Origin of the sequence: Paenibacillus cineris, from assembly GCF_018333335.1 — a bacterium.
Taxonomy (GTDB): domain Bacteria; phylum Bacillota; class Bacilli; order Paenibacillales; family Paenibacillaceae; genus Paenibacillus_AQ; species Paenibacillus_AQ favisporus.
Map to the genome: position 1 here is coordinate 4,417,894 of NZ_BORU01000001.1, position 22,531 is coordinate 4,440,424.

The 22,531-nt window shown below is 55.2% G+C and carries 19 protein-coding genes; all 19 read right to left on the bottom strand.

Annotated features, from left to right (window positions below):
* Positions 1 to 8 precede the first annotated feature (8 nt).
* Positions 9 to 959, bottom strand: coding sequence for an aminopeptidase (locus KI379_RS20565; RefSeq protein WP_212984545.1), 951 nt, complete (start codon positions 957 to 959; stop codon positions 9 to 11).
* A gap of 44 nt (positions 960 to 1,003) precedes the next feature.
* Positions 1,004 to 1,675, bottom strand: a complete 672-nt coding sequence (locus tag KI379_RS20570) for an AroM family protein (RefSeq protein ID WP_212984546.1) — start codon at positions 1,673 to 1,675, stop codon at positions 1,004 to 1,006.
* A 163-nt stretch (positions 1,676 to 1,838) separates the two neighbouring features.
* Entirely contained in the window at positions 1,839 to 2,774 is a 936-nt protein-coding gene (locus KI379_RS20575; RefSeq protein WP_212984547.1) for a DUF1177 domain-containing protein, read from the bottom strand.
* A gap of 72 nt (positions 2,775 to 2,846) precedes the next feature.
* Complete coding sequence (locus KI379_RS20580) at positions 2,847 to 3,905, bottom strand: DUF917 domain-containing protein (RefSeq protein WP_212984548.1); 1,059 nt, start codon at positions 3,903 to 3,905, stop codon at positions 2,847 to 2,849.
* 12 nt (positions 3,906 to 3,917) lie between these two features.
* Complete coding sequence (locus KI379_RS20585) at positions 3,918 to 5,528, bottom strand: OPT/YSL family transporter (protein WP_076169627.1); 1,611 nt, start codon at positions 5,526 to 5,528, stop codon at positions 3,918 to 3,920.
* Between the two features lie 236 nt (positions 5,529 to 5,764).
* Positions 5,765 to 6,415, bottom strand: a complete 651-nt coding sequence (locus tag KI379_RS20590; protein ID WP_076169626.1) for an aspartate/glutamate racemase family protein — start codon at positions 6,413 to 6,415, stop codon at positions 5,765 to 5,767.
* A gap of 149 nt (positions 6,416 to 6,564) precedes the next feature.
* A complete protein-coding gene (locus tag KI379_RS20595; protein WP_212984549.1) occupies positions 6,565 to 8,103 on the bottom strand; it encodes a PucR family transcriptional regulator in 1,539 nt (512 codons plus the stop codon).
* Positions 8,104 to 8,837: 734 nt separating this feature from the next.
* Positions 8,838 to 9,152, bottom strand: a complete 315-nt coding sequence (locus tag KI379_RS20600; RefSeq protein WP_089548337.1) for a CD3324 family protein — start codon at positions 9,150 to 9,152, stop codon at positions 8,838 to 8,840.
* Between the two features lie 357 nt (positions 9,153 to 9,509).
* Positions 9,510 to 10,103: a TetR/AcrR family transcriptional regulator gene (locus KI379_RS20605; RefSeq protein WP_076177007.1), complete on the bottom strand. Its 594-nt coding sequence runs from the start codon at positions 10,101 to 10,103 to the stop codon at positions 9,510 to 9,512.
* A gap of 38 nt (positions 10,104 to 10,141) precedes the next feature.
* Positions 10,142 to 11,077 carry an SDR family oxidoreductase gene (locus KI379_RS20610; RefSeq protein ID WP_212984550.1) on the bottom strand — a complete coding sequence of 312 codons (936 nt, stop codon included), beginning with the start codon at positions 11,075 to 11,077 and terminating at the stop codon, positions 10,142 to 10,144.
* A gap of 169 nt (positions 11,078 to 11,246) precedes the next feature.
* Positions 11,247 to 13,412 (bottom strand): HelD family protein, encoded by a 2,166-nt coding sequence (locus KI379_RS20615; RefSeq protein ID WP_212984551.1) that lies wholly within the window; start codon positions 13,410 to 13,412, stop codon positions 11,247 to 11,249.
* 210 nt (positions 13,413 to 13,622) lie between these two features.
* The gene (locus tag KI379_RS20620) at positions 13,623 to 14,207 is read right to left on the bottom strand and encodes a DUF5044 domain-containing protein (protein WP_212984552.1); all 585 of its coding nucleotides are present in this window, start codon (positions 14,205 to 14,207) and stop codon (positions 13,623 to 13,625) included.
* Positions 14,204 to 14,692, bottom strand: coding sequence for a DUF5643 domain-containing protein (locus KI379_RS20625; RefSeq protein WP_212984553.1), 489 nt, complete (start codon positions 14,690 to 14,692; stop codon positions 14,204 to 14,206). Before KI379_RS20625 ends, KI379_RS20620 begins: the two co-directional genes overlap by 4 nt.
* A gap of 292 nt (positions 14,693 to 14,984) precedes the next feature.
* Positions 14,985 to 15,950: a 3'-5' exoribonuclease YhaM family protein gene (locus tag KI379_RS20630; protein ID WP_076177002.1), complete on the bottom strand. Its 966-nt coding sequence runs from the start codon at positions 15,948 to 15,950 to the stop codon at positions 14,985 to 14,987.
* A 145-nt stretch (positions 15,951 to 16,095) separates the two neighbouring features.
* Positions 16,096 to 17,391, bottom strand: coding sequence for an NCS2 family permease (locus KI379_RS20635; RefSeq protein ID WP_076177001.1), 1,296 nt, complete (start codon positions 17,389 to 17,391; stop codon positions 16,096 to 16,098).
* 163 nt (positions 17,392 to 17,554) lie between these two features.
* Entirely contained in the window at positions 17,555 to 18,310 is a 756-nt protein-coding gene (locus KI379_RS20640) for a tRNA threonylcarbamoyladenosine dehydratase (RefSeq protein WP_076177000.1), read from the bottom strand.
* A gap of 23 nt (positions 18,311 to 18,333) precedes the next feature.
* Entirely contained in the window at positions 18,334 to 20,121 is a 1,788-nt protein-coding gene (aspS, locus tag KI379_RS20645) for an aspartate--tRNA ligase (protein WP_212984554.1), read from the bottom strand.
* Between the two features lie 30 nt (positions 20,122 to 20,151).
* Positions 20,152 to 21,417 (bottom strand): histidine--tRNA ligase, encoded by a 1,266-nt coding sequence (gene hisS, locus KI379_RS20650; RefSeq protein WP_212984555.1) that lies wholly within the window; start codon positions 21,415 to 21,417, stop codon positions 20,152 to 20,154.
* A 612-nt stretch (positions 21,418 to 22,029) separates the two neighbouring features.
* Complete coding sequence (locus KI379_RS20655; protein WP_212984556.1) at positions 22,030 to 22,488, bottom strand: hypothetical protein; 459 nt, start codon at positions 22,486 to 22,488, stop codon at positions 22,030 to 22,032.
* Between the last annotated feature and the right edge of the window lie 43 nt (positions 22,489 to 22,531).

The window sequence follows — 22,531 nt, forward strand, 5'->3', positions numbered from 1 at the left end:
CATAGCGTTCAGCCGTTCAATTCCCCATTGTTCATAATTTGACGGCCGTCCAGATACACATCCGGCTTGCCGACGACGCAATCGATATGCACGCCTGCGGCGACGACGCCGCCGAACGTGTTGTTGCTGCCGAAGGCTACGTGGATCGTGCCATACACCTTCTCGTCTTCCAGCACGACGCCGGTGATCCGGGCCTTCTCGTTTGTGCCGATGCCGAACTCGCCAAGCAGACGGCCGTCCCCATCGCCGAGCATCTGCAGCAGCTTCTCTCCCTCCGGTCCGCCTTCGGCCGCGGTCAGGCGTCCCTTTTCCACGGTCAGCACGATCGGGCCCGACAGCTTGCCGATGCCGGCAATGGAGCCGTCTACGACGATTTGACCTTCGGCCGTTCCTTCGACCGGTGCAATATAGGCTTCACCCGAAGGCAGGTTTCCGGATTGCCCCGGCTCCAGATACATGCCCGTGCTGGGCACCCCGTCCCGCCCCTGGATGGAAAACTCCAGCGAACGGCCGTCCTTCTCGATGCGCACCGTTTGGGCGCCTGTCAGCATATCCGTCACTTTTTCGGTCAGCGCTTTGACCTGCGTATAATCGGCGGCAATAGCTCCTTCCAGGAACATGTCCTCGGTGATGCCCGGCATGGTAGCCAGACGCGCTCCGGCGGCTGCCGCCTGCTTGCGGGCCTGCGTATGCGTCAGCGAGTGCTTCGTAATGCATACCACGACCTGCGCTTTGGTCATTGCGGCCGCAATCGCCTCAGGCGGCTCCTCCCCCGACTTCGCACGTTCTGTCATGACAGCCAGCATCGACTCGGCTCCGAGACGCTTTCCGGCTTCATGCAGCGCTTCGGCAAGCTCCTTCCGGCTCTCATCGGTAACGACCAGAAAAGTCTCTCCGGATTTCAAGCCAAGGCAATCGGCCAACGTGTTCATACTGATTTCAACGATCTTTTCATTCATTGCGAAACAGCTTCCTTCCTTATAAAAAATAGGGCTCGACCGGCTCAAATCATTTCCGATACGATTTTAGCCATAATAGCATTCGACAGAATGACCGGCAAGCCGGAGGCTTCGGCCACGATACGGCGCGCTTCCTCCGTATATCCCATGCAGTCCAGCAGGATCAGATCCGTCTGATCCTTCAGCGCGCGTGCGGCGGCTTCGAAATTCCCTTCCTCAACAATGTACGGCGAAGCAACGGCAAACACCGGATGCAGTCCATGAAGCTCAAACTTCGAGTTCATGCTGTCCTTCTGCTCCTCCAGCGGAACGATGACGCCCAAACGTCTTGGGCCGACCATCGCCTTCACCGCCGGGGGAATGATATGATCCGGTTCGATCAAATAGGAAGATTGGGTGGCGAGTCCCGGAAATACGCCTGTGCACAGCAGCAAAATCTGCCGGATGCCCTGCTCTTCCATCGCATAAATTTTCTGCTGAAGCAGCGGCTGCATCTTGCTTCTTCCCATGACGACCGACTGCCCTGTCGTTAACCGCGAGGTGAGCGTATGGTCGCCTTCCTCCGGCTTCAGCTTTGCGTCGATTTCTTCCCTGGTCATTCCGTCCAGCACGCCGGCCTGAACGATGTCCACCCGGCTTGGTAAATGCTCCTCCAGAATCGGCGTAACGTCCTTCCGCGGCGCCTGCCCGATCGTAATTACCCCCAGTTTCGTCATACCGCTGATCCTCCTTCACCATGATCGATATCGAATGAAGCTTCCCCACTACACATTGTTCGTGATCCCCTGGTTACGTCATGATTAAATCGTACCCAAACGGGGATCTCCCTGCTGAAAAAGGGAAGACGGCCGTTTGGCCTCTTCCCTCTTCCGTGCTGTCTCAGGCATTCCCCGCCGTCTGCAGCACCTTCATCGAACCGTACAGCTTGACGATCCGGTCATATTCATCCGGATTATAAAACGCGCAGGTTCCGTTCGTGACCTCTTTGGCGACTTCCACCGCAAAGCGGACCGCGGCGGCGATGTCGATCTCGTGGCTCGCCCCCGTGCCGCATCCCGGCACGACCGACTGGGCCGTTACGGCTACCCCGACGACCGGTGCCGAGGTGGCCACGGCAGGCTGCAGGATCGAGTTGATGTGGTACAAGTCGTTGCCATAAGGTGTAATGTCCTGCATCGTGATCGGGAACGTCACCGGCAGCAGTCCCGTCGTCATTTCCATAATGCGCAGCAGGTCCTCGCTCACCCGCAAAATGTAACCTTCCTTGACGGTCGGCGAAATGGCGAAGCCTTTATGGTTGATGACCCGGTTGCCCTTCGTCGTGTCGATTGAGAGGACCGCGTCCATTTCCGGCAGCACCTCGTGAGCGTTCATCGCACCGATATCAACCGGCGAATCCATAAAATCTACCGGCTCATGCGGACGGGTCGGGGCGTCCGGACAAATATGCGTCGTCACGATGACGTCGCCTTTGAGGCGGTCACCCTTGACCTGCATATCCGCGAGCTTAAGCGCGGAAGCAACCGCCGCTACTGCCCCGTCAGCGTCGGAGACGAGTCCGATCCGGCTTGGACGGGCGCCGATGCCGCCAAGGCGTCCAACGATGCCGAGGGTCGGAACAGAACCGCCCTTGGACTTGCCCTCGGTTCCCGGGATGACGATTTTAATAAAATCGGTGCTTCCCTTTTCGCCGGTTACTGTCTGTACTTCGACGGAGATCTCCGCATAGCCGGCGAACAGCGCTTTAACCTTCTCTCCCGTTACATAGCCATCATCCATCGCATCCAGCGAAATCATCGTTTGCTTGAGTGTCATATGACCGATACCTCCATCTTCTGTCTGTTGTGCGGGTGTTCTCTCTGTAACTTTCGAACCATCCGTAACGATTTAGAACAAATAATCCAGAACCGGCTTCTTGATAATGTCTTCCACCGGCAGCATCAGCTTCTTGTTGCGCATCGTGGTGCTGAGGAGCAGCTTCTCCTTCGGCACGACGATCACGGCGAGCTGCTGCCCCTTCTCCAAAGCGGCGGTCACGACCGGTCTGGCCGTCTTGGCGTCCAGGGTCATGATCAGGTCCGGGAATGTCGCGAAGCGTTCCCCGTCCTTTTCCAGCGTCATGTATTCATTCCAGAACGTCATTTCGAGCCCGTCGATCTGCACGGTCCCGACATCGAATCCGCCGGTCGTCTCGATCTGAAAATCCGTCACTTCTCCGGCCGCCACGATCCGGCCGCCGAGCTTGGCGACAACTGCTTCGATAGCTGCTTCGCCTTTGGCGCCGAGCAGCGCCCGGCCGACTTCGATCGCCTGCGAGATGGCTCCCGGAGCGCCGTTCTGCTTCGCATAAGCTGCGGTCACCGGATTTCTCGCCACTGCGACCAGGCCGCCCGCTTCAACCGACGCCTTGCGGATCATCGACGCCGCTTTGCCAAGGGAGCCGGAGACGCTGAACTCCAGATAGTTGTCACCTTTACCGCCGATGGCCGTTTGGTGGGACACGTAATCTTCCACCTCCGTCAGATTCAGGGCACCCATCGTGCCTGTCGGATGCGCTCTGCCGTTGCAGGCGAAGTCGACCAGCGGAATTCCGGTAATGACCGACTGCAGCCATCCGTTGACCGTTGTGCCAGCCCCGTTCTCGTTGGTGTGAATGGCCGAGATCGGCTTGCCGAGCAAGCCGGCCAGCATGTCCAGCGCTTTGGAGTAGTGAATGGGCTTCAGGTACTTATCCTTTGCCCCCGGTGCACCGACCAGCGATACGGTCACGAGCGTGTCGTTGTCGGCGAATTCGTCGATGGTACGCAGCTCCGGCTGTCCCAGTTCGAGTGCGAGCCGGCCGATTTGCAGGCCTTCCTCGATCCAGCCGCCACCGCCGCCGCCCAATACTGCGCCGCCATAAACGGCGCTCTCCATCATGCTTTCATCCAAAGGTATACGTGCCATTGGTGTATGCACCTACTTTCTGATTTTGAATATCGAGTTAAAGAAGCTGTACAGCGCGTCCCCTGCGATAAAACCGGCCGCCAGGATACTCATTGGCGTTTCGGCTTCCTTCCCCTTCACTTTCAGGACAACGATCCGGATCAAGAGACCCGCAAGGACCGCCCAGCAGGCGTTCGGTGTCGCAATAAGGAGGCCTGTCGCGAACATGACGCCGATCTGGCGCTTGGCGCCGCCGATGAGCTGCAGAATGGCGCCAGGAATGGCCCAAAGCAGCAGCTTCATTGCCACGTCGCCCGAGGTTCCCGCTTGAATCGTCGATACGTAAACCGTATCGATCGGCGGAACGAGCTTTTGCGAGAAGTACGAATTATACGTCAGGGCAACAACGATAACGGCTACGCCGAAGGCGATCATGCCTGTCATGTACTGCTGCTTTCTGCCCCGCTTTTCAAATTCGGGGTCTTCCCCGTTGCCGCGCAGAATGTAGCCTGTCTTCAGGTCGTATCCCATGTCCGCAAACGCTGGGCCGGTAGCGGCACTGAATCCGGCCAAAAGGGCCAGCGCCACCGGTGGAAAGCCGATCAGCATGCCGAACAAAAGCGTAATGAACGCGACGGCAAAGGCCGGGAACCAGCCGGAATGCATCGCCGCGATGCCGACGATAATTTCGTGCACAAACGCGGCAAAGGCCGCAAAGAACAGGAAGCCGATCAGCATGCCGAGCGACATCTTCGTCATCAGGCCGCCGATGATGGCGATAATAAGTGCGATGATCAGGTAAGCGACAAAGCCCAGTCCCAGGGAGCGTCTCGCTTCACCCTCCGTACGGGTATACTTCGAATCGTCAGCTTCCCGTTCCGATTTTTTCGGCCGCTTGAAAATCAGAATCGCGGCTTGAACGAGGGCGACGATCCCTGCGCCGATCATGACGCCATGGGCGATATAGAGAGCCTCCACGTTAATGTTGAACCACGGAATGGAATACTGCCGGATCAGAAGGCCGATGCCGAACATGCTGAGCGCCCAGATGTTGCCGATAAAGGCGACGCCGAAGGCCGACATCGAAATGTGGAAATAGGAACCGATGAGTCCGAGTACCGTACCGACGCCGAGCAGTCCGGCGCGCTTGCCGCCCTTATCGCCGGCTATGATCGATTCGGCTGTCGCTACGCCCGGAGCCCATGTCCCTGACGCGGGGAACAGCTTCGAGTCGAACAGCTTGTACAGCAGCGCCGCATCCACGAACATGGCCAGCGCTGCACCGATCAGCATCGGAACGATCAGCTTCGTTTCCCCCATCACGAACGGAATGCCGATCGGAATAAACAAACTGTTGGCCGCCCCGAACGTGGCCGAGGATATCGAAGTCTGCACCATATTTTGCCGGTGTACCGACTTGTATTTTTTAAAGACCGCAATCGGAATCCTCGCGATCAGCATCGCCACGAGCGCTCCGATAATAGCCGTATTCGGCGTAACACCAAGCGTGGTAACGATTTGTATCCCGACGATGGCACCCAGGATGGCGGTAACGATGTTGAGTATCAAGCCAAAGGGCTCAAAAATGCTGGGGTGCTTCTCTTTGCCGCCTGCTTGTTCTGCTTCGTGTTTTACTTCGCTCATGATAACGCCTCCAATATATATGAATTTCACTTGGCACTTTAATATTCATTTCTATAGTTCAATCTATATTGCAGGCCGCATTTGAAGGATATGTTTTATGCCATGCCACAAGCGGTGTTGCTGGGCCTGGATGCCCACTCAGAGGTTAAGGAAAAGTATCTTCTTCCCAATCCTTATGAGAAGGGAGATTTCACCGCCTCGCATCAGGGTAATACAGTACTGGCAAATTCGAGCGATCAGGAAGCGGAAATAATCTGCTTATAATAGTTGGCGGCCATCAAGCCTTCCGCTTCGACGATATCAACGACGGGAACCTGCAGCTCTTTCCGGATCACATCGGCAAAATGAATAGTAGAGAAACCGGTGCAAGCGAATACAATCGCTTTTGCTCCCTTCTCCACCAGGGACCGTGCTCCTTCCAGCGCCTTCTGCCGTCCCGCTTCCGTCATCAGATCCGTCGTATTGGTCACGCCTTCAGGCCGGGAGTATCCTACGATCAGCTCATCCAGCAATACTTTCATGACCGGCGGAATCCCTTCGGTGATCCCCATTAATCCGACGGGCTCGCCGAGCGAGAGAGCGACCAAAGCAGCCGAGCTTCCGGCCCCGATGACGGGGATCGACACACGGCTGCGCAATTCCCGGACACCCGGATCGGCGGCGCAGCTGACAATCAGCAGGCGGCAGCCTTCCTGCTCCATCTGGATGCCAAGCTCTACGATTTTCGGAAGGGCTGCTTCCTCCGACGCATCATCGTAAATGCCCAGCGGTTGATCAGGTATGCTTCTGCTCATGACAGGGACTTCAAATTGCTCTTGAATCATGTTTCCGTGCGCCTGCAGCACTTCATTATCTTTCGCCGTAAATACACGAATTAATCCTATCAAGTCGATCACCCCTTCGTTCCTTTAAACTATTGATGTTAAAATATATTACATTAGATTTTATGCCTTTCACCCCGATGGAACAATGTACTCATCCACCAAAACTGAAAGCGACCCTTTGTGCTCATGGCACAAAGGGTCGCTTTGATCCGCTAATGATTTAATAAATAAAATGTCGTACATAAGTACAATTCGAAACGGCACCTTGGATTGTTCAAATCCAGATCAAGAATCGATTTAATCCGGTCCATCCGGTAATTTACCGAATTGCGGTGAATAAACATCCGCAACGACGTTTCGTTCAGGCTGCCGCCTGTCGCCATATAATGATATAACGTCCTGACGTAATTTGTGCCGTGGGTCCTGTCATGTTCAGCGAGCACGCCTACCTTTTCCTCAACGAACCGGTTCAGGCGGGCAGGGTCGGTCGATTCTTGCAGCAGATGGATCATCTCCACTTCCGTGTAGGTGAACATCCGGCGCTCCTGGTTCAGCCGGTATCCGATTGACACCGCCGTTCGGGCTTCGCCATAGCTTCGGTGTGCCTCGACCAGGGAGCCCGGACGGCCGATGCCCATCCGCACTCCTTCCCAAGAGCTCAGCTGCCCGGAAAGGGCATCGCACCATGGAAGCGTCACATCCTTGTCCACGATCCGTCGGTCCTGTCCCGCAGGCTTGGCGGAGGGCAGAAACAGCACGATCCTTCCCCCATGGATTTGGAGCTGGGACCGGACTTTCCGCGCGGCAGACTCCTTACGTATGAACGCCTGAATATTCGTGACGACCGTACTGTCCTCATTGTAAAAAGGCTCGTCCGCCTCGACGACAGCCACTTCCCACAGCCATTCGGGCGAAAGACCGAGCTGCCGTCCCCTGGAGGCCGTCACCCGCTCATCGGACACCGTGTTCAAAATCAGCTCCTCGAAAAACGTGCCCCGCAGCCGGTTTTCCGTGTCCTTGGCGATTTTGTTCCTCATCAGCTCAAGCGAGAAAACGAGCCTTGCCTGCTCAATCAGCATGAGATCCAGCTCATTCAGCTCCCGCTTCTCCACCACAAATTTACCCAGCATTTTGTTGTCGACGCTAACCTCCCACTGATGATGCTTCCCCGAAGACCGGTAAGGGTACCCTTCCGGCGACGACGCCAGCACCTCTCCGGCCTTACCGATGATCCATATCGGCGAATCAATCAACTCCGAGACGTTGTCAGCGACGACTTGAATGCCTTTATTGTTCAATACCAGCCGGGTCAGCGCCTTATTGACCTCTTCGGCCCGCCTCAGCAGCACGGCCTGTCGGTTTAAAATTTGATCCATAACATGATATGTTATGTCGATGTAAGCCATCCCGATAGGAAGCTGAATGATCGGAATATCGTATTGGTTGCTTTTATCGATCATTTCCTGCGGGATATGGGGAATAAAGCGTTCCGGCTTAATGGCCACCCCCGCCCCGTTCACTTTGGCGAGCTGTTCGATCATTTCGACCAGCAGCGACGGGTCGTTCCGGGTCGAATAGCCTGTCGTCAGCACCATCTCGCCTTCCCGCAGCCAATTTCCGATATCGGGAACCTCCCAAATATCTATATATTGTACGATACGGTCAAGACCACGTTCCCCGCTGATCAGCTGCGCATGCTCCATCACCGGCAGCTTCAGCATTTCCCTGACCGTCAAACCTTTCGGACTCATTGCATCACCTCGCGGTTCACGGATATCTGGGTGCAGCATGTCCTTTTGCTTTCGTAACCGCTTGAATATGCCCCCTCTTCATTGTACCTTACTGCTTAGCCCCGATGCTATTGCTTTGTAACCGCAGCCAAAAGAAGGAAGGAGGCGGACTTCCGGGCATAAGAAAACCGTCTATCGAAGTACTTTCAAAGAAGACAGACCGCGTTTAGCTGAAGTTTTTCTTGCGATTATAGAATGGTTCAGCTTCGCTGAAATTTATAAAATTCTATAATCTTAAGAAAAACGTCTATCGACGTACTTCCAAAGAAGACAGACCGCGTTTAGCTGAAGTTTTTCTTGCGATTATAGAATGGTTCAGCTTCGCTGAATTTTATAAATTCTATAATCTTAAACAGCAAAAAACCGTTCAGCATCCGAACGGTTTCTTTAGAAACGGCCCGCCTGCTGAGCCATTTCGAGCATATGAAAAAGAGGTTTAACGCTGCGCGCACTCTTTACTGCTGCCGTATTTTGGAGCGGAACAAACGCGAGAGCATACCTGGCCATGGACTGTTCCAACCGGCATACAGCTGTACTGTGCTTTCCACAGGTTTTTCCGTAGCACGCAGCAACCGGCTCCTTCGTCTGTGCAGATCCGCGTGCTTGTATTCCATCAATTTCTCTTGTACATAGTGGTGTTCCATCATATTTTTTCTCCTCCGATCTATATTACGCATAGATGGGGAGGTGTTCGCCTACTGGCGTGCCGACACTTTTTGTTTCGAGGCATCCTCGGCGTGTTCCGACCGTTTTTTAAAAATCACCTTACGGATGCTCTCCTGAGACAGGTGGAAAGCCTGTTTCAAGTATTCGATTGAATGACCTTGGCAATGAAGAGCAAAGATCTCCTCGTTTCTGCGTTCGATCATTTGCCGTGTCCCGCTGTTTACACCCCATCCGACGCGTTCGTTGCTTCTCTTCGGGATGTAAATCAGCTCGCCCTCAATATGTTTCTGAAGTTCCTTCAGCAAACTAGGGGGAAGCACATCCCTCCCGTTTTTGTAATTCACGATAAACGTCCTCCTTAAACTTCAACAGATGTCCAGTTCCGACGGTTGTTTCAAACCCGCTAAATGCTTGGATCATGCTGTTTTCGCCTCCTTTCGAATTATGTACCCATATATTTTAATAAAACGGTATAAGGGGAGCCGATCGGCCCCCCGATACTGCGGGGCTTCGCTTACGCGAAGACCACCTCGTATTGTGTGATCAAATTGCATCAGCCTCCTTTCGTACAGAATCGTCGGCCGTCCGACACCTTTATTAACTCATATTTTGGGAATTCCAGCAAGTGAAAGAACGGATATAAATATTCTTTACCTCTTCAATGATGATAGGATATTCCTCACCACTGCTGCTGTACCGGGCTACCGGAGGAGAATTCCCATCAGAAGGCCGCTCTCATTCCGCCAATAATCCGGCTGTCCCGGTACCTCCTGCAGCATTAAGCCCGTCAGCGCAGACAGATAGAGAAACAGCAGCCGGCGGGGGTCTCCTTCGCGAAATTCGCCTGCTTCCTGGCCTTTGACCAGAATCGGGACCAGCTGCTCAATCGTATCCTCCGGCGAATACCGCCCGATCATTTCCTTCGCCCGCTCCGGAACATCGCTCGAGGTTTGAGCCTGGTGGATCAGCAGAAAGGCATCCTTATTATCACCCTCCAGCATAGCCTCCGTCAGGACGCGGATTTGCTCGGCAGGGCTTCCCGGCATACGCCCCAGCTCCTTCATCGAGTGCTGCGCCTCCTCCATCGCCTCCTGCACGAGTTCGGTAAACAGCTCTTCCTTGGAGCTGAAGTAGCGGTAAGACAGCCCTTGGCTGATTCCAGCTTCGGCGGCAATCATGCTCATTTTCGTTCCGTTGATTCCGTGCCGGGCGAACACCTTCAGCGCCGCCTTCTTGATCTGTTCCCTGCGTTCATCATGAATTTGTTCCAACTGCTGCTCGTTCAGCGGTGCCACGTCGGCGACCTCCTTTTTATCAGTCGTCATCCCTGCTTTTATTGTATCCGTCGTAAGCCCGGTCCGGCAAGGAGTCCGGTCTGCTCTTCACTCACCTGCCATAGACGGCTCGCGCCGGCTTCATCCCGCGCAGCATCGGAAGGCGTCTGCAGCTTCATGTCCGCGTAATAACCGCCGCTCTTCAGCAGAAGCTCCGGTGATTCTGCGAGCCATACGAGCGTCTGCGCCCCTTGTTCAGGCGTTCGGGAAAAAGGCTTCATGCAGGCCATCGTCAGCCGGGCCAGCCCTCCGTTATCCTGGTTGAAGTTGGTCGCCACCAGACCGGGATCAAAACAGTGAGCCGTAACTCCCGTACCTTTGAGCCGTCTGGCCAGCTCGGCGGTGAACAAAATGTTCGCCAGCTTGCTCTGGCCATAGCGGAGATTCGCGCCTCCGAGAAGCGCCTTTGGTCCGCTGTACAGGCGGTCACCGTTCATATCGGTGAAATCTATGCCTCTTTTCGCCATTTTGTGGCCGTGGGAGGAGGTCGTAATAATCCGGGCATCGCCGCTCGCTTTCAGCCGATCCAGCAGCAGGCTGGTCAGGAGAAACGGGCCCAGATGGTTCACCGCCCAGGTCATTTCCAGGCCGTCCTCGGACAGCTTCTTCTTAACAAACATCGTTCCCGCGTTGTTGATCAGGCGGTCGATCCGGGGAACGCGGTTCAATATTTCTGCCGCTGCGCGGCGGATATCCTGCTGGGATGACATATCCGCAATGAAGCAGTCTACCTGGGCTTCCCCGTTTGTCATCTTACCCAGCTCTGCCGACAATTCCGCAGCTTTACTGCGGCTGCGGGCCACGATGCCCAGCTTCGCCCCTTTCAGTACCAATGCCTTTGCCGCCGCGTAACCAATGCCGCTGGTCGCTCCCGTGATCACGATATATTTACCTTCAAGCGTCCGGCTATTGTTGAACCGTACTGTATTGTTCATATTCGATCGACCGCCTTTGCTTATTTTCATGAATGAACCATTCATTCATTTGTCTTCAGTATATCTCCCCTCCCAGGAACTGTCAATCGTATTTTGAAAAACTGGGCTGCAACGGTTATCACAAAAAAAAGGACCGTCCCTTGTGAAAGGAACGGTCTTAAGTTCGATGCTATTTCCACCCGCTTGTGACGATATCCTCCTGCGGGTTGTTCAAATATTGCGGCACCGCATCCTCATGCATGATCCAGAGCTCGTGCAGCGCGCGCGTACAGCCGACGTACATCAGCTTGGCATCCCAAGCCTGATCGCCGTAATGGGCAAGATCCGCATCGGCCACGATGACGGCGTCGAATTCCAAACCTTTGGACAAATACACGGGCAGAACCGATAAACCGCCTTCATACGCCTTTTTGCCGCCGTCTATCAAATGCAGGTCGGGTATCCCTGGGGCCAGCTGCTCATGCAGCCGGGCGGCGTCGGCCAGCGTCCGCGTTAGAATGGCTACGGTCCGGTAATCGCCGCCGGCCAGCTGCTGCAGCCCTTCCTGAAGGGAGCGGACCCTCCCCGCTTCTCCCGTATGATACGGAAGAATGCGCACCGGATTGCCGCTGCGGAAAACGGGTACGGCGAGCAGATCGCTCTTTACGCCATTTTCCAGGATGCCGTTGGCGAATTCGATAATCTCCATCGTCGAGCGGTAGCTTCGCGTCAGGGCAAAGTAGGCGGTGTTCTCCGGAGCAAACAGCGAGCTCATCTCCTCCCAGCGGTGGACGCCGCGGTAGGCGTGGATCCCTTGCGACAAGTCGCCCAGAATCGTGAAGGAGTGTCCCCGCACGAACAAGTCCAGCACCGCCACCTGAAACGGGGAGAAATCCTGCGCTTCGTCGATGACGATATGGTCAAAACGCTGTTCCCCCGTAATGTCGTTCAGCAGGTAGTGCATATAAAGGAGAGCCGGAAGATCCTCTTCCCGGATGATGTCCTTTTTCAAGTCGGACTGGGTAGATTTCAGCACCGCGGCAGGGATGCCGCTCAGCGCTTCCTCCGGCCAGCCGCCGGCCGTTTTGACGGCTTTGAACATCTGCTTGTACAGCAGCAGCGGCTCGTATTTCGGCCATTTGTTCGCATACGACTTTTCACGCTGCGCCGCCTTCTTCTTCCGGTCCTTGAGCGCTGCCGCCGAAGGCGACTTTTTCAGCTCCATTTCGATCCAGCGGTGGATTCTGGCCATGACCCTTTCTTTTCGCTTCGCCAGCGGGTACGGCTTATATTCCTCATTGAACCAATGCAGAATCGTCTCTCTAGTCAAGGTTGCCCCTTCCCACGGCATAAAATCGCCGGGAGGCACTGAACTCGATTCCATAGACGACAAGCAGTCACGGATCATCTGCATGAATCCAATCGACCCCTTGAACCGTCCCGGCACGTTATCGGTGATTTCCGGCATGCCCCCCGGCGTCTCGAACCAATACCGCAGCGTTTCTTCGTTATCGGCCAGCGGAAGGTCAAGTCCCAGCAGCTGGAGTGCCCAGTCCGCAAACGTACTCTGCTGAATATCCCCGACCCCGAGCTCAGGCAGCACGTCGGAGATGTAATCCAGGAACATGTGGTTCGGGGCAAAAATGATCATTTTGTCCGCCGACACCTGGTCCTTGTACTGGTACAGCAGAAAAGCCAGGCGGTGCAGCGCCACGGTTGTTTTACCGCTTCCCGCCACCCCCTGGATGATGAGCGCCGTGTTCCGCGCGGCCCGGATGATCCGGTCCTGCTCCGCCTGGATCGTCGACACGATGTCCCGCAGGCGATTGTCCTTGTTCTCGCCCAGCCGGTATACGAGAAACTCGTCGGACACGGCGGGCTGGTCGCTCTCGCGGTTGTATGTATCGGCCACCCTCTCCAAAATCTGCTTGCGGATCACCACGTTCCGCTTCAAATACACCAGCCCTTCGATGATACCCTCAGGCGCTTCGTACGAAGCCGTTTCTTCCCCGCCCGTAAACGAATAGAACAGGCTGGCCACCGGCGCCCGCCAGTCAATGACCATCGGGTGGTCGCCGACCTCCGCTTGGTCTACGCCGATTTTACCAATGTAGAGCGGCTTGCGCTCCCCGCTTCCTTCCTGGAAGTCCAGCCTGCCGAAATAAGGCTCCTGCAAGCTTTTGGCCAGGGCCTGGCGCTTCTCTTCCCGACCCGCTTCCAGCACCTGCTCCGTAAAATCATGCCCGGTGTATACCGGAATGCCGCCCAGCCTCTCAAGCTGGCGGTCGATCTCAGCGATCGTCGCATTCAGCCTACTCTCTTCCTCTTGATAGGCACTTTGAAAATCGGTCTCCACTTTCAGTTACCTCCTAAAAGTATTAAGGAGCGGGTTAACCGCTCCTGCTCTTGTAAGCCAATGCTTAAGGTTTATCCATAAGCCGCGCTTAAAAAGGATATTCAGTATATCACAACCCGGAGGCATTTTACCATAGGGATTTCAGATTCCCGGGGACCGGAGAAAGGAATAAAGACGGCCTATGTTCCCCGTGCTGCGACTTTTGCGGCGTTACTGCAGCTTATGCTCGTACCTGACCTTTCCCTCCCGGTCCAGTCCTTTGATGGATTGCCATGAGAAATCCCGTCCCTCCGTTTTCCACACGAACAGGAACATGCGGTCATCCGATATGCGCTGCCGCTCCGATCCCGACGTCGTCGTATTGCTGCCGCGGTCCTCTATCACCACATCCAGTTCCACGGTAACGATGTCGGGATCGTTGACATAACCGTAAAATTTGGCCAGCCCGCCATCCGATCCGGTGCTCTTCATATCCCAGCTGTAGGCCAGCGGTTTTTCCGGATTTTTGGGCACACCGGCGACACCTCCGCTGGGATGCCATTTAAAATGGCTCCAGGTAACCGTATCGGCAGAAAACCACTGCTTGTAGGTGCCCAGGAACACCACCGTATCCTGATCCACTTGAACCTTCCTCATGACCTTGGACGGCCCGTAATGATAGCTTCGCTCGGAAAGCTCATGGGCGCCCTGCGCCGAAAAGCTGCCGCGATCCAATCCGGATACCCACAGCAGGATGATGAACAAAATCAGGACCGCGCACCATTCCAGCACTCCACCCAGCCTGCTGATCTTCATTGGGTGCTCTCCTCCTTCTCCAGGAGAATCGGCAGCTCACTCTGCCGGTCATACCAATCATAGCGGAGGGTCAGCTTCTTCGTCCCTGCAGGCAGAGGGTCAAAATAGATCCATCCGTTCTCTCCCCATGGCACTCCGGTGCTGCTCGCCCCGTGCTGGATCAGTTCGTTGCCTGACGCGTCCAGCAGCTTGACGGAAGCCGTCGGGAAGGACCAGCCGTCCCGCACCTTTTTGCGGAAAGCGTAGCGGATCGCGGTCCGTTTGGACGTGGTGTACAGCTCCTTTAAAGTAAATGTATCGTCATCCATGCTCAGTTTCCGGTTCACCGGATACGCCGTAACCCGGCCGTCGTTTTTCAAGTCCGCGATCATAAGCCGGTTGCCGTCTCTCCATGGGAGCCAGTCGACCAGCTGGAACAGCAGCAGCGCGGCCAAAACAAAAATAAGCAGCCTTCGTATCATCATTCCCACCGTTACATTTCTCAAGGGCATGCTCCTTTATTTCATCATGGATCTCAATAGCCATTTGTATTGGTGAAGATTTTACCATAAACCGGAAAAATCGCAATCGGATTCCTGTGCAGTAATCGTCCCTCCGCTCCAGCCGCTTCCTACGCGATGTAAGATCCGGCTACCCAATGCGTTAGTTGCCGCTGAAGATCAAAAAACAGCCAGGGCGGGTCACCGCACACTGACTGTTTTAACATTCCCCATTATTTATGAATTCAGGATCGTATATCGTATAAAGTCCGGAAATCAGACGAAAAAGCTCACAACGTTAAGCCTTGCCGTATTTCGAACGGTAGAACGCCTTGTTCTCCAGCGCCCGTACGGGCGTGGTCCATTCATCCGTCATGGACATCGTATCGATGGCGTCCTCGGCGGCTTGAAGCTTGGCATCCATCTGGTCGATGAGATGCAGGGCAAGCGCCTCCGGGATTTGCGGCTGCACCGGACTGCCCCACTCGGCCAAATTATGATGGGCCAGAATAACGTGCTGCAGCAGCACGATTTTCTCCGCGTTCAGGTCCATGCCGTGAAGCACCGCCGCTTCCGTGATCCAGCTGACCGCAAGCGGAATGTGGCCGATCAGCTTACCGGTGAAGCTGTACTCGCTGACGATGCCCAGCTCCGCCGTCAGTTCTTCCGTCTTGGCGATATCGTGCAGAATAATGCCCGCCACGAGCAGATCCCGATTCAAAAACGGCCGCTGCATGCACACGAACTCGGCCAGCTCCAGCATCCGCACGACATGGTAGGCCAAGCCTGCGTAAAAAGCATGGTGCATGCCTTTGGCAGCCGGATAATGCATGAGCTTATCGCCAACCTTGCCGTAGCAGTGCTCGATAATTTTGCGGAGCTCCGGATCCTGGACGCTTGCCGCCGCCGCCTTGATCGTATAGACCAGGTCCGCCGGCTGCACGGGAGCTGACCGTACGAAATCGGTAATGCTGTACCCGTCTTCATCCTTGGCCGGCCGAATCTGCGTTACTTTAAATTGCAGCCGCTCCCGGTACAGCTGGACGATGCCCCGCACTTTGACAAGCATAGGTGCAAAGAACGTCTCCTTGTCCGTCGAGGAGGTATCCCACAGTTTCGCCGGGATTTCCCCGCTCGTATCCGATAAGATCATATCCAAATAATCCTTGGGCGGCGTGGCATTCGTCTGTTTGACCTGCAGCGATTTCAGCAGATAGAAGCCCGTAATTTCCTGCCCTTCGGTAAACGATTGAATAAGTGTCATCTCTTGAAATCCTCCTAAAAAATTCACTGAAAAAACGGTTCAGGACAGCTGCTTAGCTGTCCCTATCCATTACCCCAAACCGGAAAGATCCACCCGCCCTTAAGCGGGTCCCCTTTCACGGGATTCCACTTCCGCGATTTATGCCTTAGAGGAATGCATGCAGCACGAAGTTTGCCACAAACAGTACGGCAATGCCGTACAGCACAGGCGAAACCTCCCGGCCTCTGCCCTGGGCCAGCTTTACCACCGGGTAAGCGATAAAGCCGAAAGCCATGCCGTCCACAATGCTGTACGTAAAAGGGATCATGACCATAATGAGAAATGCCGGGAACGCTTCGGTCAAATCCGTAAACTCCATCTCTTTGACGTTCTGGACCATCAGCCCTCCAATCACGATCAGAACGGGCGCGATAGCACTGTCCGGTATGTAGCTCAGAAGCGGAATGAAGAAAAAGGTCGCTCCGAACAGCAGGCCGGATACGAGCGCCGACAGCCCGGTTCTCCCCCCGGCGGCAATCCCGGCGGAGGTTTCCGCAGCCGCCACCACGGGACTGCTCCCGAATATTCCGGCGAAGATGTTCGATATCGACAGCGCTCGGAGGCTGCCTTTAAAATGTTCCGGCCGGCCGATCATCTGGGTTTGCGCCGCGATAAGGCCGATATTTTCAAAGACGACGATCAGAAGCAGCAGAAAGACGGCGATCCAGAACACCAGGCTGCCGATCCCTGCCGCTGACAGATGGCCGAACAGTTCCCCGTACTGGCGGAAGGTATGTCCGGATTCGAGCTGTACCGGCTTGACGGCACCGAGCAGATAAGCCAGTCCCGTTCCCAGCAGAATGCTGATGAGCAGTCCTCCCTGCACGCCCCGGATAAACAAAATCAGGGCAAGCAGCAGCGTAAAGCAGGACACGATGACGGCCGGATCGCTGAAATGCCCGATGGTGACAAAAGTCGTCTGGTGGGCGATCACGATTTGGCTTTTTTGCAGCCCGATAAACGTCAGAAACAGCCCGATCCCTACCGTAATGCCGTGCTTCAGGTTGTGCGGGATGGCCTCGCTCACGATCCGGTACAAGGACGTAAAGGATACGATCGAAAATAATACGCCCGTGACCGCGACGACCATCAGCGCTTCCTGCCAGGACAGCTTCATGGAATGCACCAGGGTGTACGTGAAGAAGGCGTTGATGCCCATGCCCGGTACGACCACAATCGGCGACTTGCCGCCAAAGGCCATCAGGAGGCAGCCCACAACCGACGTCAGCAGTGTTCCCACCATGGCGGCCTTCAGCGGCATCCCTGCATCGTGCAAAATATTCGCGTTAACCATCACAATATATACGACGGAAAAATACGAAACAGCACCCGCAATCCATTCTTTCTTCCAGCTGTCCCCCGGCAGCAGCCCCAGGCTGCGGTGCCAAAAACTAGATTTCAACAATAGTCCTCCTGTTCGACAAACGGTGTCCAACCTATTTTATTTATACCATATTTGTAAAATAAAAGGCGCGAGCGCCGTTATACGGCCTCGCGCGCCATCACTTGCTTCAGTTATGCCCGTTATTTCGCGAGCGTCTTCCCGGTCGGCTCCGGAATGTTCGTTATACCTGAATCCCTGCTTTGGCGAGCAGGTCCTTCACGGCAACGCTCACCATGATGAGGCCGACGACAGGAGGTACGTAGGCGTTGCTGGCCGGCGGCTGCTTTGCCTTACGGATCTCCGGCGCGTTCTCCGGAACGATTTTTTCCGTCACGTCCACGCGCGGCTTGATAGGCTCTTCGGTCGAGAACACGACCTTGACGCCTTTTTTGATGCCGTCTTTGCGCAGCTTTGTGCGGATGACCCGGGCGATCGGATCCATCGTCGTCTTGGAAATATCCGCAACCTGGAATTTGGTCGGGTCCATTTTATTGGCCGCGCCCATGCTGGAAATGATCGGGATTTTACGGTTCAGGCACTCTTTGATGAGATGGATTTTGTAGGATACGGTATCCGATGCGTCCAGCACGTAATCCAGCTCATACTTAAACAGCTCCTGATAGGTTTCTTCCGTATAAAACATGTTCAATGCGATCGCATCGATGTCCGGGTTGATCAGTTTGACGCGCTCTACCATCAGATCCGCCTTCTTCTGGCCGATGGTCGTCGTCAATGCATGGATCTGGCGGTTGATATTGGTAATGTCAACCACGTCTTTATCGATCAGAATAATGCGGCCGACCCCGGTGCGGGCCAGGGCTTCCACCGCAATGGACCCCACCCCGCCGATGCCGAGGACCGCCACCGTGCTGTTTTTCATGACTTCCAGGCCTTCCGGCCCGATGGCCAGCTCCGTACGTGAAAATTGATTAAGCATATCGTCAGGTGGCCTCCCTTAACTTAAGAATGAACTTTCTTCTCTTCCCCCGGCTTTTTCACGAGCTTGATGTGAAGCTGTTCAAGCTGCCCTTGGTCGACCGGCGACGGTGCATCCATGAGCAGATCGGTCGCGCTGGCCGTTTTCGGGAAGGCGATCGTTTCGCGCAGGTTGCTGCGTCCGGAGAGCAGCATCACGAGCCGGTCCAGGCCAAATGCGATACCGCCGTGAGGTGGCGTGCCGTATTCAAAGGCATCCAGCAGGTGGCCGAATTTGTCTTTGGCATCCTCAGGCGACAAGCCGAGGGCCGCGAACATTTTTTCCTGCATGTCGCGCTTGTAGATCCGCATGGAACCGCCGCCGACTTCGTAACCGTTCAGCACGATGTCGTAAGCCTGGGCCAGAATGCTGCCCGGATCGGTTTCAAACAGATGCTGGTCTTCGTCGCGCGGACGGGTGAACGGATGGTGCAGAGCAACGTAACGTTTCTCTTCTTCATCCCACTCGAGCAGCGGGAAGTCGACCACCCAGGCAAATTTGAACTCATTTTCGTTGATCAGGCCGAGCTGTTTGCCGATTTTCAGGCGAAGCGCGCCAAGCACATCGGCTACGACTTTTTTATTGTCAGCGGAGAAGAGCAGCAGGTCGCCTTCTTCGGCTCCGGTGCGCTCTTTCAGCGCTTCGATCTCTTCAGGCGTAAAGAACTTCACAATCGGCCCTTTGAACTCGCCTTCCTTGACTTGAATCCAGGCCAAGCCTTTGGCACCGTAACGGGCCGCGAACGGACCCAGATCGTCGATTTCCTTACGGCTCCACGTGCCGCAGCCTTTGGCGTTCAGCACTTTGACTTCTCCGCCTTTTTCGACGACGGAAGCAAACACCTTGACGCCGCTCGAAGCTACCAGGTCGCTGACTTGGATCAATTCCAGCCCAAACCGGAGGTCCGGTTTGTCAGAGCCGTATTTGTCCATCGCTTCGGCATAAGTCAGGCGTTGGAATGGCAAAGGAATGTCTACGTTAATCGTTTCTTTGAACAGGCGGGCCATCAGCTGCTCCATCATGCCCAGAAGCTCGTCCTGGTTCATAAAGGACGTTTCGATGTCCACCTGCGTGAACTCCGGCTGCCGGTCGGCGCGCAGGTCTTCGTCACGGAAGCAGCGGGCGATTTGGAAATAACGCTCGATGCCGCCTACCATCAGAAGCTGTTTATACTGCTGAGGGGACTGCGGCAAAGCGAAGAACTCGCCTTCATGCACCCGGCTCGGTACGAGATAGTCGCGTGCGCCTTCCGGGGAGCTTTTTGTCAGGATCGGCGTTTCGACTTCAATAAAGCCTTCTCCGTCCAGGAAGTCACGGAAGATCTTCGATGCTTTGGAGCGGAGCAGCAGCGTTTTTTGCATTTCCGGACGGCGAAGGTCCAGATAACGGTATTTGAGGCGAAGCGACTCGTCAACTTCCACACCGTCTTCGATGAAGAACGGAGGCGTTTTGGCGCCGTTCAACACTTCGATCTCGGTAATCTGCACTTCGATTTGGCCGGTCGGCAGGTTCGGGTTGACCGTTTCTGCGTCGCGCTGCACAACTTTACCTGTGACGGACAGCACGTATTCGCTGCGCACTCGGTCGGCGATAGCGAGGGCTTCGCCGGAGTATGCCGGATTGAATACGATCTGCACGATGCCGCTGCGGTCGCGCAGGTCGATAAACAAGACGCCCCCGAGGTCACGGCGGGTTTGCACCCAGCCGTTTAATGTTACCGTTTCTCCAATGTTCGCGGTGGTCAGGCTACCGCATTGATGGGTCCTATGCATGTTTTGTCATTCCCCTTTTAATTGGTATATTTATTCAGCCTTATCGGCGGATTTACGTAATGCCAAATGCAGTTCGCTGAGCTTCACCGTCTGCTGCTCGCCGGTTTCCATCGACTTCACGGCGATTTCCCCGCGCGACAGCTCGTCGTCCCCGAGAATCGCGGTATAACGCGCCTTCAGGCGGTCAGCGGACTTCATCTGCGCTTTCATCTTGCGGCCCAGGTAGTCACGCTCTGCCGCAAAGCCTTCCTTGCGCAGCAGGTACAGCTGCTTGGTGATTTCGCGGTCGGCTGCTTCGCCTAGGGCCACCAGATACACGTCCAGCGGCTTCACCGCTTGAAGGTCGATCTCCTGCTTGTCGAGGATCAGCAGGATCCGCTCCAAACCGATGCCGAAGCCGATGCCCGGCTGGTCCGGACCGCCGATTTCGCCGACGAGGCCGTTATAGCGCCCGCCGCCGCCGATCGTATCGATCGCGCCGATGCCCTGCGCCTTGTATTCGAAGGCGGTGTGGGTGTAATAGTCCAAGCCGCGCACCAGCCGGTGGTTGACCTTGAAGTCGACCTCCATCGCGGTGAGGTACGCCTTCACCTGCTCGAAGTGGGTGGTGCACTCCTCGTCCAGGCTGTCCAGAATCGATGGCGCATCGATGAATTTGTCCTGGTCGATCTTGCAGTCCAGCACCCGCATCGGGTTGCGCTCCATCCGCGACTGGCAGTCCTTGCACAGCGTGTCTTTCATCGGCGTCAGAAACGCGAGCAGCTTCTCGCGGTACGCCGCCCGGCTGGCGGGATTGCCCACGGAGTTGATTTCCACGGTCACGCCCTGCAGGCCGAGGTCTTTGCAGAACTGGTATCCGAGCGAGACAACTTCCGCATCGATGGCCGGATCCACTGCACCGAATGCCTCGATCCCAAACTGGTGGAACTGGCGGTAACGTCCCGCCTGAGGACGCTCGTAGCGGAACATCGGGCCAATGTAGTAAAGCTTGGTGACATCGGGTTCACCGTACAGCTTGTTTTCGACGTAGGAGCGGACCACGCCGGCAGTGCCTTCCGGGCGCAGCGTCATGCTGCGGTCGCCCTTGTCCTTGAACGTGTACATCTCTTTTTCGACGATATCCGTCGTTTCGCCAACGCCGCGTTCAAACAGTTCGGTCTGCTCGAACATCGGCGTGCGGATTTCGCGGTAATTGAACCGCCGGCACAAATCTCTGGCTTTTTCTTCGACAAACTGCCATTTCTCCACCGTGCCCGGCAGCAAATCCTGCGTGCCCGTCGGTTTTTGGTAAGCCATAGCAACCCCTCTTTTCATAGATCATTTGTGGCTAGACAAAAAAATCCCTCACCCCTGCGCTTGAACAAGCCAACAGGGACGAGAGATCGTTATTCATTGATTCCCGTGGTACCACCCACATTCCGGATACTTCTTATGTATCCGCTCCAAACGATTAACGCCCGTTCAGCGCAGCACGTCTACTCATGATCTGGAACAGCGCACATCCTGCGCCGCAAGCCACTTTCGCCGCCTGTTCTCGGGGAAGTCATTCATCCGGTCATCCATAGAATCCTCTCAGCCTAAGGGATTCCTCTCTGCATGGTGGGGCACGGACTACTTGGTCCCGTCATCAAATCGATTTTAGATTATTTTTAGATTGTAATGAACCGCTGCACTAAAGTCAAGAGTCTCTGTCACAAATTGGATGCAGCTGTCAATTTACAGACTTTTCAGCAAAGAAAAAACCTACAATCGATATTGTAGGTTCAATAAGGTAATATATTAAAAAAGGGGGTCATGCTGTTATTATAGACAGCCAATATTAAGGAAATATGAAACTAATATTACAGTTATATTACATTAAAGAAAGCGCTTTACCCAGCGCTTTCTTTGCATCGGTTTCTGCGGAAATCAGTCGAAAATTTCCACATAACCGCCGATTGCCCGCAGTTTATTGACAACGTCCTGATAAGAATCGTCAGGCACTTTGGCAGCAAGGACGTACTCCAGGTCCCGGTAGTCCTCATCGTCCGGGGACACGTCCACCGCTCCCGAGAGCAGGTCGCCTCCCTCGTCCGCACGGCGTTCGCGGTCCTCCTCGGACAGCTCGTCCGGATCCCGGTCGTCCACCACAGGGATGCCTGCGGCCGGGTAAGCGGTAGGCACGCCTACCGCACCTGACGTTCCTGCAGCATTGGAGCTGCCGCTAAAATTGACGGGGGCGATTGGAAGCAGGATGCGGCGGTCACTGCCGATGCCCTCTCCAAGCCGGCTTACCTCCAGGTGCTCCGTTTGGAAGCCAATCAGCTTCGTTTTTGCGCTTTCCGCGTCATCCTCGGTTTTGAAGTACGCTTGAATTTGCTTCGTCATGATACATTACCTCCATCTCTATTTAAAATCATGAATCACAAAA